This window comes from Nannocystis exedens (assembly GCF_002343915.1).
In the GTDB taxonomy this organism is placed as follows: Bacteria; Myxococcota_A; Polyangia; order Nannocystales; family Nannocystaceae; genus Nannocystis; species Nannocystis exedens.
The window spans coordinates 11,069,527-11,083,815 of the sequence record NZ_NETK01000001.1; the positions used below are offsets into that span (position 1 = coordinate 11,069,527).

The window sequence follows — 14,289 nt, forward strand, 5'->3', positions numbered from 1 at the left end:
AGCACTGCCGGGGGCAAATTGTAAAGCGCCGCATGGGACGGGCTTCGGACGCGGGCCGGCGCGGAGCTCGCCGGCCGAAGGGAGGCGAGAGGAGGGGCGCCCGGAGCCGAGGGTCCGCGCGTGGGGCGGGGCGACGGCGACGGCCGTCCTGGAGCGGCGCGCGGCCGCGCGCCGAACGGCCTGCGGGCTGTCCGACTCGCCATGTCGGGCGGCGAGCGCGGGCTCGGTCCGCGTGGACGTCGCGGGCAGCAAGCCAGGCAGCGTGTCCCTCGTCCCGGGGGAGGTGTTCCGGGCTTCACCGGGCGCGAGTACCGATGGCGTCGCCGATCGGGTCGGTTGTGCGATGCGACCGGTGCCGCGAGGTCAGCGATCGTGCGGCCGCTCCAGGTCCGGTCGGCGAAACGGGTGCTCTTTCGGACATGTCGTCGGGGATATGTGACGAGGCCGCCAAGACTTGTCCCTCCGGACCTGTCCTCGCGGGCATACGCAGGCTCAGCGCGGGGTCGGATCGTCGACGCGGGTGATCGACCAGGCGACGCGGGTGTCGACGCGCGTGGATCCATGGAGCCGCAGGGAGTGACGGCCGGCGCGCAGCTCGACGCGACGCGCCTGGTCGGTCTCGTGCACCACCGGCTCGTCGTCGCAGCCGCCGCAGCCGACCACGCTCACCGTCGGGCGGAAGAACACGACGCCGTCGGTGACGCGGGGATCGACGACGATCTCGAGCTCGTAGGTGCCGTCCTCCGGGATGTCGATGCTGCGCAGGACGAGCAGGCCGTCGCGTCCGAACGGGCCGATCGCGTCGGGCTCGTCGGCGGCGAGGCGGCGATACTCGGCGTACCGGCGGCCGTCCCAGGCGATCCGCGGGGCGTCGCACTCCATGAGCTTGCGGTCGTAGGCGAGGTGCGGGCACCGCTCGCGCTCGGCGGTGAACTCGGCGACGCTGTCGGCCAGCGAGACGCCGAAGCGATCGCGGAAGACGCGGTCGATGCCGGCGCGCGAGGCGAGGAGGGGGAAGTGCGGCAGGGCGGCCTGGAATTCGGCGAGGCCGTGGCGATCGAGGAGGTAGGCGACGAAGGCGCCGGCGTCGTCGTAGTCGACGCCGATCCACAGGACCGAGAGCAGCGAGGGCCAGACGTCGCGGCGCGTGATCCGGGTGGCCCGCTCGTCGTGGACGCCGCCGCCGAGGCCCTCGTAGGCGACGGCGAAGCCCTCGGCGAAGAAGGCCGAGGTGTCGTGGGCGAACAGGTGGACGAGCTCGTGGTCGAGCATCGCCGCGTTGGAGTAGATGGTGTCGAAGACAGTGCAGGCGGTGACCTCGCGCGGACACGGCGAGAGGTCGACGAAGTCGTCCGGGGTGAGCCAGTAGAAGGTGAAGCGATCGTCGCCGGTCGGGGCCGTGACGCCCATCTCGGCGGCCAGGCGCGCGACGAACAGGTCCATGTGCGCGAGGTTGCCGGCGCACGGCTCAAGACCAGGGCTCGCGCCGATCCGGACGTGCTCGCCTTCGAGGCTGGGCTCGGGCAGCCGGTCGCAGGCGGCGAGGACCGCGAGCAGGGCGAGGCGGCGGACGGTCACGGCAGCTGCCTCACGATCGTCAGAGAACCGAGGCCCAGCGCGGTGAGGTCGCGCAGACCGTCGCCGTCGACGTCGCGGGCACGCACGTGCTGGGCGAAGCCGGGCAAGGGATAGCGGTCGAAGCGGTAGGCGCCGCCCTGCCGGCGGCCGATGTGCAGGTCGCCGTCGGCGCCGCCGACCAGGAGATCGAGCTCGCCGTCGCCGTCCATGTCGGCGAGATCGACCGAGCGGGCGCCGGCGAAGAGCGGCTGCGGCGGCCCGGCCGTGGCGCCGCCGGGGAGCAGGAGGAGCTGCTGCTGCTGGAGCTCCGCAGAAGCGTCGTAGTTGAAGTGGACGGCGGCCAGGTCGGGCCGGCCGTCGCGATCGAGGTCGCCGACGGCGAAGTCGTCCGGCCGCACGCCGCTCCACCGGCGTGACGGCTGGAAGCGGCCGTCGCCCAGGCCGGGGGCCATCTCGAGCCCGAAGCCGGAGGTCAGCAGATCGAGGCGACCGTCGCCGTCGAGATCGGCGAGCCCGATGAGGTTGATCGCGCGCCCCAGCTGGACCTCGCTCCAGCGGGCATCGGCGAAGCCGCCGTCGATGCCGCGGAGGAACGCGAGGCGCTGGCTCAGCTTGCCGTCAACGTCCGCGCCCGGACCGACGGGAGCGCCGGCGACGTCGAGGCGGCCCCGGACCAGGAGGTCGGAGCGGCCGTCGCCGTCGAGATCGCCGGGAATGAAGGACATGGAGTCGAGCCCGGGGAGGCGGAGCAACGGCCGCGCGCGCGGCTCGCCGTCCTCGAGGTCGAGACGGACGAGATCGAAGCCGTCGCGGGCGAACGAGCGGACGGTGAACAGGAGCTCGTCGGCGGGGTCGTCGTCGAGCTGGAGGGCCATGACTTGCTGGCTGCCGAGGCCGGGAGCGAAGAGGTCGCTGCGCAGCTCGGTCGGGCCGAACCCGCCGTCGCCGTCGCCGAAGGCGAAGCCGTGACGCCCGGCGGCGCCCGCCAGGCCGGCGTCGACGAACAGGTCGAGGGCGCCGTCGCCGTCGAAGTCGCCGAGCGTCGCCCCGAAGCCGAGCGCGAGCGAGGCGCGCAGGCGGGCGGCGAGGGCTGGCCCGAAGGACATGTCCTCAGCGACCAATTCGTCGACGGAGCGGTAGCGCAGCAGGGCCAGCCGACCGCCGCCGTGGCGGATCAGCGACGGCACGCCAAACGCGTCGGCGACGGCCCGCGGGGCGCGCGAACGCCAGGCGTGATCGTCGCGACGCCAGGGGGTGAGGACCACCGGCTGGGCGCCGGCGGCCTGGCCGTCGATGCGCAGGCTGACGACCTCGGTGCGCCGGCCGTCGCGGTCGAGGTCGAGGAGGGCGAGGCGCTCGCAGCCGAAGGGGTCGAGCACGACCGGCTCGCCCGGCGAGGGCCCCAGCAGGTCGGGCACGTGGACCAGGCCCGCCTCCGAGCACACGAACGCGTCGCGCCCGGGGTGCTCGCCGGGGACGAGCAGGAGCGCCCGGCTGCGCGCGAGCGCCGGCGCGTCGATCCGCCGCGGCGCGTCGAGCTGCAGGTCTTCGATCACCAGCAGCGACGAAGCCAGGTGCATGACGAGGTCGGTGCGACCGTCGCCGGCGAGGTCGACGGCGGAGAGGGCGGTCGGGTGGTCGTCGAGCGGGAGTTCGGCCTCGAGGACCAGCGCGCCGTCGGCTCCCAGGCGCAGGAGCAGGAGCGCGGCGTCGACGACGAACGCCAGCCGATCGCGGTCGACGCCGCGGACGACGGCGTAATGCTGGGGTTGGCTGGGCTGCGGCGCGGGTACGCCGGGGTCGAAGGTGCCGTCGGGCCGGCCGCGGAGGACGGCGATCGTGCGGCGATCCCACAGCGCGAGGTCGTTGCGGTGGTCGCCGTCGAAGTCGGCCGCGACCGCGCCCTGCAGCGCGCCGCCGAGGCCCGACTCGAGCTGAACCGCGAGCCGCTCCGGCCCGCGCGCGACCTCGAGGACGCGCGACGGCGGGTCCTCCGGATCGACCGGGAGGGACGGATCGGGCTCGGGCTGCTCGTCGAGGTCGATGAGCAGCTCGTCGACGCCGTCGCCGTCGATGTCGAGCGGGAAAATGCCGCCGGTGCGCTCGCGCTGCCACAGCGGCTCGACGCGCAGGCCGAGGTCGGGCGTGAGCTCGCCGAGGCCGGAGGAGAGGCCGGCGTAGAGGAGCGAGTCGCGGCCGTCGCCGTCGAGGTCGCCGACCACCAGCCGGGTGGCCTGCCCGAGCGGCGTGCCGCTGAGGACCACGCCGTGGCGGGGATCGACGCGCTGGATGTTGCCTGTGACTTCGGACAGGGCGAAAAGGGCAGGTTTTCCGTGCTCGTCGGGCGCCGCCGCGAGCGCGAGCGGCTGGGGATCGACCGGCCAGCGGCTGCGCGCGCGCAGGCGGCCCTCGCCGTCGCCGTGGAGGACCGTGACGGCGTCGTCGAGCACGTCGAGGGTGGCGAGGTCGACCGCGCCGTCGTCCTCGAAGTCGCCGGCGACGACGACCGTGGGCGCGAGGCCCACGGCGTGACGCGGGCCGGGCACGAGGCCGCCGCGACCGTCGCCGCGCAGCACCTGGATCGCGCCGGCGTCGGCGACGGCGACGGCGAGATCGAGGGAGCCGTCGCCGTCGAGATCGGCGATCGCGAGGTCGCGGGCGCCAGGGCCGACGAGCAGCGGCGGATCGGCGACGAGCTCGCGGACGATGGTGACGGCGCCGGCGGTCTCGCTCACGACCACGAGCTCGGGCGGGCCGGCGGCGTCGAGATCGACGGCCGCGAGGCGGCGCGGGCCGTCGGCGACCGCGAGCCGCTCGGGCTCGCCCAGCGAGCGCCCGCCCCGGCCGCGCAGGACGGCGATCTCGGCGCGGCCAGGCAAGGCCGTGGCGACGTCGAGGCGGCCGTCGCCGTCGAGGTCGGCGACGGCGAGGTCGCGCGCGGGCTCGCCGAGCGACCAGCTCGTGGCTGTCCCGTCGAGCATGTCCTGAACACCATGTGCGTCGGCGCGGCCCCAGAACACGCCGACGGTGCCGCGGTCGCCGCCGCCGACGACGAGGTCGGGGCGGCCGTCGGCGTCGAGGTCGGCGACGACGACCGCGTCGATGGCGAGGCCCCACGTATAGGTCCGCGCGCCGGCGACATCGAGGCACAGGGCGCCGGCGCGGGCGCACGGATCCGCGGGTTCACAGGCCACGACAAGCGCCGCGAGCCCGAGCGCCGCGAGCCCGAGCGCGCTCGCGGGTCGGGTCCACGGCGGTGCTCCACGTCGGGCGCGTCGATCCCCATCCATCACGACAGCGACGGAGAAACCGTAGCGCGGTCCGAGCATTCCCGCCGCATGTCCAGTGCGGCAGACGCGTGAACTGGAGATCGGGAGAGGCGTGGAGCTCCCGCTGCGGCGTGCGTAAAGGAGATGCGCCGCAGGGGCGCACGCGTTGGAAAAGGGCGGGAAAACGGGCAGGGGGCGACCGAGGGCGGAGTGCGTGGAGCGCGTGAGGTCGCAGGACGGGCCCTGGGCGAGCATCGGCAGGACCCTTGGGCGCACGTCGAGTTCACTTGTAGCGCGAAAGTGCCCCGGGCATGATGACGGGTGGAGGTGTCTGTCATGACCCGCGCCGCGCTCGTCGTGCTGGTGTCGCTCTCGGCCTGTGATCCCGCCCAGCCGGAGGCGGAGGTCGAGCGGACCGAGGTCGTGGATGGTCTTTCGGACCTGTCGGATCGGCCAGGAGACCCGCGGGGCATGGGGCCGCCGCTCGACAAGGGCTCGCCGCTGCCGGAGCCGCTGACCGCAGTGCCGGCGCCGCTCGGCGGGGCCTACTGCGACGTCGTCGTCGAGGGGGTGACCCGGGCGATGGAGACCGACTACCTGCCGCGCGTGATCACCTGCGAGAACGGCGGGGCCAACCTCGAGGCGCTCAAGGCCCAGGCGATCGCGGCCCGCTCGGTGGCCTACTACGCGATGGCCAACGACGGCCAGATCTGCGACGGCCAGGGCTGCCAGGTGTACGGCTGCGGGACCGAGCCGAAGCAGATCGCGTACGACGCGGTCGCGGCGACGGCCGGGCAGTACCTGTCGTACAACGGCTGGCTGACGTACGCCTTCTACGTCGCCGGCGACAGCCAGCAGCCGGCGAGCTGCGTCGACACCGCCAACGGGACGGCGTCGGCGACCGAGAAGTGGGTGACCTTCAACGAGGGCAAGACGGTCTACGACGTCGACCAGACCGAGCTCGGGTTCGTGTTCCCGGAGGACCTCAATTCGAACGGCTACGGGCAGAACCGCGGCTGCATGTCGCAGTGGGGCGCGCGCTGCCTCGAGAACACGAAGGGCTACGGGGTCGCCGACATCCTCCGCTTCTACTACGGCGACGACATCGAGATCCTGCAGGCGGAGGGCGCGTGCGTGGTGCCGCCGAACAAGCCGGCCGAGGGCACGCTCGACGCGGCCGACTGCGCGGCGGGGATCCAGGGCTGGGCGTGGGACCCGGATCAGAAGGACACGCCGGTCGACGCGATCGTCAGCTTCATGGCGCCGCACGGCGATCCCAACGCGATCGAGGTGACGGTCAAGGCGGACCAGCACCGCGACGACCTGTGTCAGGCGCTCGGCTCGTGCGCGCACGGGCTGTCGCTCGCGCTGCCGCGCAGTCTGCTCGACGGCGCGTCGCACCCGGTCTACGTCTACGGGGTCGACCTCGGCGGCGACGGGCCGACGCAGCTCGACGGCAGCCCGATGCAGTTCGCCTGCCCGCCGCCCGCGCTGCCCGCGGGGGTGCGCCGCCACGTGCCCGATCCGGCGGCGCTGGAGGCGTGGTCGCTGTCGACGCTGTGGCAGATGGCGAAGGTCGACGACGCGACGCTGAACGCGATCCCCGAGTGGCAGGCGATCGCCGGCGCGCCGGCGCTGGTCCAGGTCGCCGGCGACCCGACGCTGTGGCTGGTCGACGCCGGGTTCCGCCGCCGGATCGCCAGCGCGGAGGTGGCGGCGGCGTGGCAGTTCGACGCCGCGTCGGCGCAGGTCATCGCGCCGGCTGACTTGATGGCCATGCCCCAAGGGACAGATGTGTGGCCGGCGCCGTTCCTGGTCCAGGGGACAGGTCCGGCGGTGTACATGCTCGACGATCCGCAGTGCCCGCCGGGCGGCGATCCGGCGGACCCGCTGTGCCCGGTCGAGGGCGGGACCGGCGGGGACACCGGGGGCGGCACGGGGACGGGCGGGGACGAGACCGGGGCCGAGGTGCCGACCACCGACGGGATCCCCGGCAGCGGCGGCGAGCCCTCGTCGACCACCGGCGACGAACCGGGCCCAGCCGGCGGCGGTGCGCTGCCGCCCGGCTACGGCCAGGGCGACGGCTGCCGGTTGGGCGGCGCGGGGCAGGGCGGGCTGGCGCCAGGTCTGTGGGCCATGCTGGCGCTCGTCGGCGCCCGTCGCCGCCGCAGACCGGTGTGAGCGAGGCCCACGCCGCATACGGCGCACCGCTGCGGCTGTCCGTGAGGTCAGCTCGCACGCCCGGCGCAAGCGGACGCACGCGCGGGCAGACTCGCGTGCGCGCGCGAAAGTCGCTATAGCCCGGGCGCCACGTGAACGAGCACAACTTCTTCGCCAGCGCCCCGCAAGGCCTCCTCGAGCTGCTCGCCGACGAGCTTCGCGCGCTCGGTGCGACGGCGATCCGGCTCCAGCCGGCCGGCGTGTACTTCCGCGGAGCGCTGGTCGTCGGCTACCGGGCGTGCCTGTGGTCGCGGCTGGCCGGTCGAGTGCTGCTCGAGGTCGGCACGGGCCCGGCGCGCGACGCCGACGAGCTGTACACGACGGTGCAGAAGGTCGACTGGCGCGAGCACATGTCGGCCCGCGGGACGATGGCGGTCGACTTCACCGGCGCCAACGCGGCGATCGTCCATACCCGCTTCGGCGCGCAGCGGGTCAAGGACGCGATCGTCGACCAATTCAACGCCAAGACGGGGATCCGCCCCGACGTCGCGGTGCGCCGCCCGGACGTGCGCGTCAGCGTCCACCTGCGCAAGCCGGCGTCGACTGGCATCAAGGGCATGTTCCAGGAGACATCCCACGACGAGGCCGTGATCTCGATCGACCTCGCCGGCGAGGGCCTGCACCGCCGCGGCTACCGCGAGGAAGGGGTCGAGGCGCCGCTCAAGGAGAACCTGGCCGCGGGGCTGCTGATGCGCGCGGGCTGGCCGGCGCTGGCGGCCGCGGGGGCGCCGATGGTCGACCCGATGTGCGGCTCGGGCACGCTGCTGATCGAGGCGGCGCACATGGCCTGCGACCGCGCGCCGGGGCTGGGGCGCGAGTACTTCGGCCTGCTCGGCTGGCGCGGCCATCAGCCGGCGGTGTGGAACGAGCTGCTGACCGAGGCGCGCGCGCGGGCGGCGATCGGGCTCGGCAAGGTGCCGCCGATCTTCGGCTACGACGGCGACGCGGCGGCGGTCAAGGCGGCGATCGCCAACGCGGCGCGGGCGGGCCTCGGCGGGCGGATCCGCGTCGAGCGGCGCGAGCTCGCCGAGCTCGTGGCCCCGGGGACAGGTCCTTCGGGACAGGAACGAGAGGCCACCGGCCTGGTCGCCACCAACCCGCCCTACGGCGAGCGGCTCGGGGTCCGCGCCGACATGCCGGCGCTCTACGAGCTGCTCGGCGAGCGGCTGCGCGACCACTTCGGCGGGTGGAAGGCGGCCATCCTGGCGCCCGACCTCGAGCTCGGGCACGCGATCGGGCTGCGGGCCGAGCGGCGCCACGTGCTCTACAACGGCGCGATCCCGGTCCACCTGCTGCGCTTCGAGGTGCCGCGCGAGGCCGCGCAGCCGCGCAAGCACCCCCGCAGCGAGGGCGGCGAGGCGCTGTTCAACCGGCTGCGGAAGAACCGCAAGCAGCTCGGCAGCTGGGCCGCGCGCCACGGCATCGAGGCGTACCGGATCTACGACTCCGACATCCCGGAGTACGCGGTGGCGATCGACCTCTACCGCGACTGGGCGCTGGTCCAGGAGTACGCGGCGCCAACCGAGATCGACCCGGTGCGCGCGGCGGCCCGCCTGCGCGAGGCGCTGCGCGTGATCCCGGACGCGCTCGAGATCCCGGCGGCGCAGGTGGTGTGCAAGCGCCGCGAGCGGGCCAAGGGCGGCGGGCAGTACGGCCGCCGCGACGACGCGGGCGACCTGCTCGAGGTGCGCGAAGGGCCAGGTCGCTTCCTCGTCAACCTCACCGATTACCTCGACACCGGGCTGTTCCTCGACCATCGCGACACCCGCGCGCTGGTCGGCCAGGTCGCCCGCGGCAAGCGCTTCCTCAACCTGTTCGCGTACACCGCCACGGCGTCGGTCTACGCCGGCAAGGGCGGGGCGCTGTCGACGACGTCGGTCGACCTGTCGAGCACCTACTGCGCGTGGGCCCGCCGCAACCTCGAGCTCAACGGGCTGCGCGGGCCGCAGCACCGGGTGGTCGAGGCGGAGTGCCGCGAGTTCATGGCCCGCGAGCTGCGCCGCTACGGAGCCATCTTCCTCGACCCACCGACGTTCTCCAATTCGAAGAAGATGGAGGGCGTGCTCGACGTGCAGCGCGACCACGTGGAGCTGATCCGCGCGGCGGTGCGCCTGCTCGAGCGCGACGGGGTGCTGATCTTCTCGACCAACTACCGCCGCTTCCGCCTCGACCAGGAGCGGCTCGCGGACCTCGAGATCGAGGACCTGTCGGCGAAGACGATCCCGAAGGACTTCGCGCGCAGCCCGAAGATCCACAAGTGCTTCCGAATCACGGCGCGGCGGTGAGCGCCGCCCGCAGCGTGGGCGGCGAGGGTCGGCGAGCCGTCCCGGGCTCGCGAGCGGTTGCCAGGGCCCGCGCCCGTCGCATAGCCTCGGCTCGTGCGAGGCGCGATCGTCGGCGGTGTGCTGCTCGGGCTGTCCGCGGCCTGTGCCCATCGCGCGAGCGCGCCGGTCGAGGACGTGTTCGCGGCCGATCGGCGCGCCTGCGGCGGCGGCGACGCGAAGGCGTGCGTGCGCCTGGGCGACGCGCTCGCGGACCTCAGGAGCTTGCGCGCCGGCGCGGAGGCGGAGTCGTTCCGCGCGCACGAGCGAGCCTGCGCGCTGGGCGAGGCGCACAGCTGCCGGCGGATCGCCGACTTCGTCGACATCGGCTGCTGCGGGGCGCCGCGCAAGGACAAGGCCCAGGCCACGGCGCTGCTCGAGCGCGGGTGCGACCTCGGCTCGGTCCGCGCGTGCGAGGAGCTCGGCATCCGCTACCGCTCGGTCCTCGACGGCCCACCCGACCCGGACAAGGCCCTCCGCGCCGCCGAACGCGGCTGCGCGCTCGGCTCGGAGTCGCAGTGCGACCCGGTGCTGGGCCACCTGCTGCGGGCGCCGACGCCCGACTGGCCGGCGATCGATCGCACGCTCGGACACCTGGTGTGCCCCGGCGCGTCGAGCCCGTGCGACAACCTCCGCGCGCTGCGGCTGCTGCAGTGGACCGACGCGTCGGAGCGCGACGAGACGGCCGCGCCCAGGCAGGCGCGCGAGGCCCACGCGCGGGCGCTGATCGAGCAGGCCTGCGCGCAGCAGGAGCCGCACGCGTGCCTCAACCTCGCGGGCCTGTTGACCGACGGCCGCGGCGGCGAGCGCGACGCTCCGCGGGCGCTGCGGCTGTACGACCAGGCGTGCGAGGGCGGCGACGCGGGCGGTTGCTGGAACGCGGCGGTGATCCGGACGACCGACCCGGCGCTGCGCGACCTGAAGGCGGCGCGGGTCGGCTTCGATCGCACGTGCTCGTCGCACGAGTCGAACTCCCGCCGTGAGTGTGAGCTGGCCGCGGCCGAGGTGTTCGCCGCCGCCGACGCGCCCCAGCCGGCCGCCGAGCTGTTCCGCCCGTGGTGCGACGGCGGCGACGCGCTGGCGTGCGTCCGCTGGGGCCGCACCCTGGCCGAGCGACCGAGCGGGTACCGCCAGGCGGTGAGCCTGTTCCGCAAGGCCTGCGACGCGAAGGAGCCGAAGGGCTGCGCGAGGCTGGCGCGGATGATGGCGCTCGGCCGCGGGGTGCGGAAGGATCGGGCCGCCGCCGACGCGCTGGCGGCCAGGGCGTGCGCCGACGGGGCGAGCGAGGCCTGCACGCTGGGCGAGGCCCTCGCGGCGCTGGCCGGCCCGACCAAGAAGCTGCTGCGGCTCGTCGCGGCGGTGACGCTGTTCCCGACCTGGCAGCTGATGGTCGGCGACTGGTGGTGAGGCGGCTTACCTGTCCTTTGGGAAAGGCGGCCGGCGAGACAGCCGGACGTCGGCGGGATGCGACGAGAGGTTCTCGCGCGGTCGAGTCGCGGCGGGCGTGAAGGTTGTCACGAGCGGGGACAGCCACGCTTGGCACGCGCGCGCGGCTGTGCGATAGGCCGCCGCATGCACGTGCGGCGCTTCGTGGCGTTCCTGGGGCTGTTGCCGGCCTGCGGCGGCGATCCGGCCGACACCGGCCTCACGGTGGGCATGACGACGAGCGGGGCGACGTCGGCGAGCACGAGCACGGGCGAGGGGACCGCGAGCAGCGACACGGGCGACCCGACGACCCCCGGCGACACGACGACGAGCGACACCACGGCGGCGGTGCCGACGACGACGGACGCGACGTCGACCACGACGGGACCTGGTCCTTCGGACATGTGCGGCAACGGCATCGTCGAGGGCGAGGAGGAGTGCGACCTCGGGGCGGCCAACGCCGACGACGCCGCGTGCACCGCGAGCTGCGAGCTGGCGGCCTGCGGCGACGGGCTGGTGCGCGACGACGTCGAGCAGTGCGACGACGGCAACCTCGCGCCGGGCGACGGCTGCGACCCCGAGTGCCGGTTCGAGAGCCAGGGCGAGGACACCGAGGTGGTGCTCGAGGATCTCGCGCTCATGATCCCGAGCGACCTCTACGACGGCGGCCAGAGCTCGATGGCGTGCGTCGACCTGGCGATCGCCAAGGTGGGGGTGGTGCACGACGTGCGGATGAAGATCGGGGCCGACCACCCGCACGTCGGCGATCTGGTGTTCAAGCTGTGGAGCCCGAAGGGCACGGTGCTGACGCTCATGAGCCTGCCCGGCGGGGCGGAGGCGGCCGACGACGGGATGTCCGACAGCACCGAGAACTCGGACATCGATCCGGTGTGGCCGGTCGCGTTCCGCAACGACGGGATCGACGCCGAGCTGATGGGGCACACTCTCGGCATCGACCAGGCGGTGTGCCGCGACGACGGGGTCTGCGAGTACGCGCCGAGCCCCGGCGCCGGGCCCGGCGAGGACTTCGGCGACTTCGTCGGCGAGCCGTCCGAGGGCACGTGGCGCTTCTGCGCCGGCGACTCGGCGTTCGCCGACAAGGGCACGCTCGAGTCGGTGACGCTGACGGTGGTCGTCGGCTGAGCGCGGCGATCCACGCGCGGGTGTCCCCGCCGGCGACGTGGACGCCGGCGTCCCGCGGCCCGCGGACCCGCTGCCGACGCGCCGGCGATCTGGCATCGTGGAGGCGTGCGCAGCCGCTGGACGATCCCGCCCGCCGCCGTGGCGATCCACCTGTGTGTCGGCTCGGTCTACGCCTGGAGCGTCTTCAACAAGCCGATCGAGGCGCTGCACCCGGCGTGGCCGAAGGGCGCGGCGGCGTACACGTTCTCGATCGCGATCGCGTTGCTCGGGCTGTCGGCGGCGTTCGGCGGCACCTGGCTCGAGAGACATGGTCCGAAGCGCGCGGCGACGCTGGCGGCGTGCCTGTTCGGCGGCGGGCTGGCGCTCGGCGGGCTCGGGGTGTGGCTCGGCTGGTTGTGGCTGCTGTTCGTCGGCTACGGGGTGGTGGGCGGCGCCGGGCTGGGGCTGGCGTACGTGTCGCCGGTCAGCGCGCTGGTGAAGTGGTTCCCCGACCGGCGCGGGCTGGCCACGGGGATGGCGGTGCTCGGCTTCGGCGGCGGCGCGTTGATCGCCGCGCCGGTGAAGGAGCGGCTGATCCAGGCGGTCGGGGTGGCATCGACGCTGTGGATCCTCGCGGCGGTGTACTTCTTCGTGATGTTGAGCGCGGCCCGGGCGCTGGCCCGCCCGCCCGACGGCTGGCGACCCGAAGGACATGTCCCGAAGGCCATCCAGCTCGGCGGCGAGCCGGAGCTGACGATGCCGAGGGCGGTGCGCACGCGCCAGTTCTGGCTGCTGTGGGCCATGCTGTTCATCAACGTCAGCGCCGGCATCTCGATCCTGGCCCAGGCGTCGCCGATGATGCAGGACATGTTCCAGAGGACACCCGAGCAGGCGGCCGCGATGGTGTCGGTGATCGCCGGCTTCAACGCGTTCGGCCGCATCTTCTGGGCCTCGCTGTCGGACCGGATCGGGCGCAGGGCGGTGTTCTCGATCTTCTTCGCGGTCCAGGCGGCGCTGTTCCTGGCGATCCCCCAGCTCGCCGCGGGTGGGCAGTGGCAGCTGTTCCAGCTCGCGGTCGTCGTCATCTTCACGATGTACGGCGGCGGCTTCGCCACGATCCCGGCGTTTTTGGCCGACATGTTCGGCGCTCGCAACGTCGGCGCGGTCCACGGGGTGATCCTGACCGCCTGGAGCGCGGCGGGCGTGGCCGGGCCGATCCTCATCACGTCGATCCGCGAGGCGCGGCTGAAGGCGCTGCCGCCGGGCGGGTCGCTGGTCGAGCTGTACGCGTCGACGCTGCAGATCATGGCGGTGGCGCTGCTGGTCGGCCTGGCGCTGACGCTGGCGGTGCGGCCGCTGGCGCCCGCGAGCGCGCCGGCGAGTGCGTGAGGCAGGAATGCGCCGACGGGTCGGCCGGGGAGGAGGGCGGCGCGAGAATCGTCTGGCCTCGAGGACAGGTCGAGACGGTGGTCGACCGCGGCGGACTTGCGCGCGGCGTCGCGGCGTGCGAAGGGAGATCCATGCACGCGTCTCTCCTTCGGACTTCGGCGCTGATGCTGATGCTGGCGGGCTGCGGCGGCGACGGCAAGACGACGGCCTCGGGCAGCACGACGGGGACGACGACCGGTGAGTCGACCGGCACGACCGCGCCGACCACCGGCACGAGCACGACCGCCGGCGCGAGCACGACCACCGGCGAGGACAGCACGACGACAGGGACGACCACCTCGGGCGCGACGACGGGGGTCACGACAGGGGCGAGCACCACGACCGGCTCGACCACCGCGATCGCCAGCACCGGGCCCGACGAGATCCCCGGCGAGACCATGGGCGAGACGAGCGGCGAGCTCGGCTGCTGCCTGCCGCGGATGCGTCCGGCCTGCGTCGACTCGGCCTGCTGCGCGGGCGGGCAGTGGTCGTGCGACGACTGCGACGCGCCGGGAGAGGTGTGCCCGCCGCCGTGCTGCGACCCGCTCACGAAGCCGCCGTGCTTCGAGGGCGCGAGCTGCTGCGACGACGGTGCGTGGGCCTGCAACGACGGCGGGGGGCAGTCGACGTGCGCGGCGCCCGGCGAACTGTGCCCGGGCGAGCCGTGCTGCGTGCCGGGGACCGAGCCGGACCCGCCCTGCCTCGAGGGCGCGAGCTGCTGCGAGGGCGGGGTGTGGGAGTGCAACGACGACCTCGGCCAGCCCGTGTGCATGGAGCTCGCGCCGCTGTGCGAGTGAGGCCCGGGGCCGATGCATGCACCGGTGTCGCTCTGTCTTCTTGGACATATGCTTCGGAGCATGCCCATCGCGACATGTTTCAATGAACATGCTCGCTCGAGCATGTCCTTTCCGGCATACGCGTTGGCG

At 74.0% G+C, this 14,289-nt stretch carries 8 protein-coding genes; 6 read left to right on the plus strand and 2 right to left on the minus strand.

The genetic code is table 11. From position 1 onward, the window contains the following. Positions 1–492: 492 nt before the first annotated feature. Positions 493–1,578 (minus strand): hypothetical protein, encoded by a 1,086-nt coding sequence (locus NAEX_RS43095; RefSeq protein ID WP_096333291.1) that lies wholly within the window; start codon positions 1,576–1,578, stop codon positions 493–495. Next, a complete protein-coding gene (locus tag NAEX_RS43100; RefSeq protein ID WP_170136491.1) occupies positions 1,575–4,772 on the minus strand; it encodes an FG-GAP repeat domain-containing protein in 3,198 nt (1,065 codons plus the stop codon). The genes NAEX_RS43095 and NAEX_RS43100 overlap by 4 nt, the downstream gene beginning before the upstream one ends. Before the next feature lie 411 nt (positions 4,773–5,183). On the opposite strand from NAEX_RS43100, the gene NAEX_RS43105 reads away from it, so the two are divergent. The 6 genes from NAEX_RS43105 (at position 5,184) to NAEX_RS52560 (ending at position 14,160) form a co-directional block, all read left to right on the plus strand. Continuing rightward, the gene (locus NAEX_RS43105) at positions 5,184–7,028 is read left to right on the plus strand and encodes a SpoIID/LytB domain-containing protein (RefSeq protein WP_143140117.1); all 1,845 of its coding nucleotides are present in this window, start codon (positions 5,184–5,186) and stop codon (positions 7,026–7,028) included. Positions 7,029–7,159: 131 nt separating this feature from the next. Next, on the plus strand, positions 7,160–9,352 hold the full coding sequence (gene rlmKL / locus NAEX_RS43110) for a bifunctional 23S rRNA (guanine(2069)-N(7))-methyltransferase RlmK/23S rRNA (guanine(2445)-N(2))-methyltransferase RlmL (RefSeq protein ID WP_096333294.1): 2,193 nt from the start codon (positions 7,160–7,162) through the stop codon (positions 9,350–9,352). A 93-nt stretch (positions 9,353–9,445) separates the two neighbouring features. Next, entirely contained in the window at positions 9,446–10,795 is a 1,350-nt protein-coding gene (locus NAEX_RS43115; RefSeq protein ID WP_096333295.1) for a tetratricopeptide repeat protein, read from the plus strand. Between the two features lie 165 nt (positions 10,796–10,960). Next, on the plus strand, positions 10,961–11,956 hold the full coding sequence (locus NAEX_RS43120; protein ID WP_143140118.1) for a DUF4215 domain-containing protein: 996 nt from the start codon (positions 10,961–10,963) through the stop codon (positions 11,954–11,956). A 105-nt stretch (positions 11,957–12,061) separates the two neighbouring features. Continuing rightward, entirely contained in the window at positions 12,062–13,324 is a 1,263-nt protein-coding gene (locus NAEX_RS43125; protein WP_211302567.1) for an L-lactate MFS transporter, read from the plus strand. A 131-nt stretch (positions 13,325–13,455) separates the two neighbouring features. Continuing rightward, entirely contained in the window at positions 13,456–14,160 is a 705-nt protein-coding gene (locus NAEX_RS52560) for a hypothetical protein (protein ID WP_177325843.1), read from the plus strand. The last annotated feature ends 129 nt before the right edge of the window (positions 14,161–14,289 follow it).

Coding starts and splice junctions, on each gene's coding strand:
- NAEX_RS43105 (WP_143140117.1), top strand. CDS start 5,184: ATGACCCGCGCCGCGCTCGTCGTGCTGGTGTCGCTCTCGGCCTGTGAT.
- NAEX_RS43120 (WP_143140118.1), top strand. CDS start 10,961: ATGCACGTGCGGCGCTTCGTGGCGTTCCTGGGGCTGTTGCCGGCCTGC.
- NAEX_RS52560 (WP_177325843.1), top strand. CDS start 13,456: ATGCACGCGTCTCTCCTTCGGACTTCGGCGCTGATGCTGATGCTGGCG.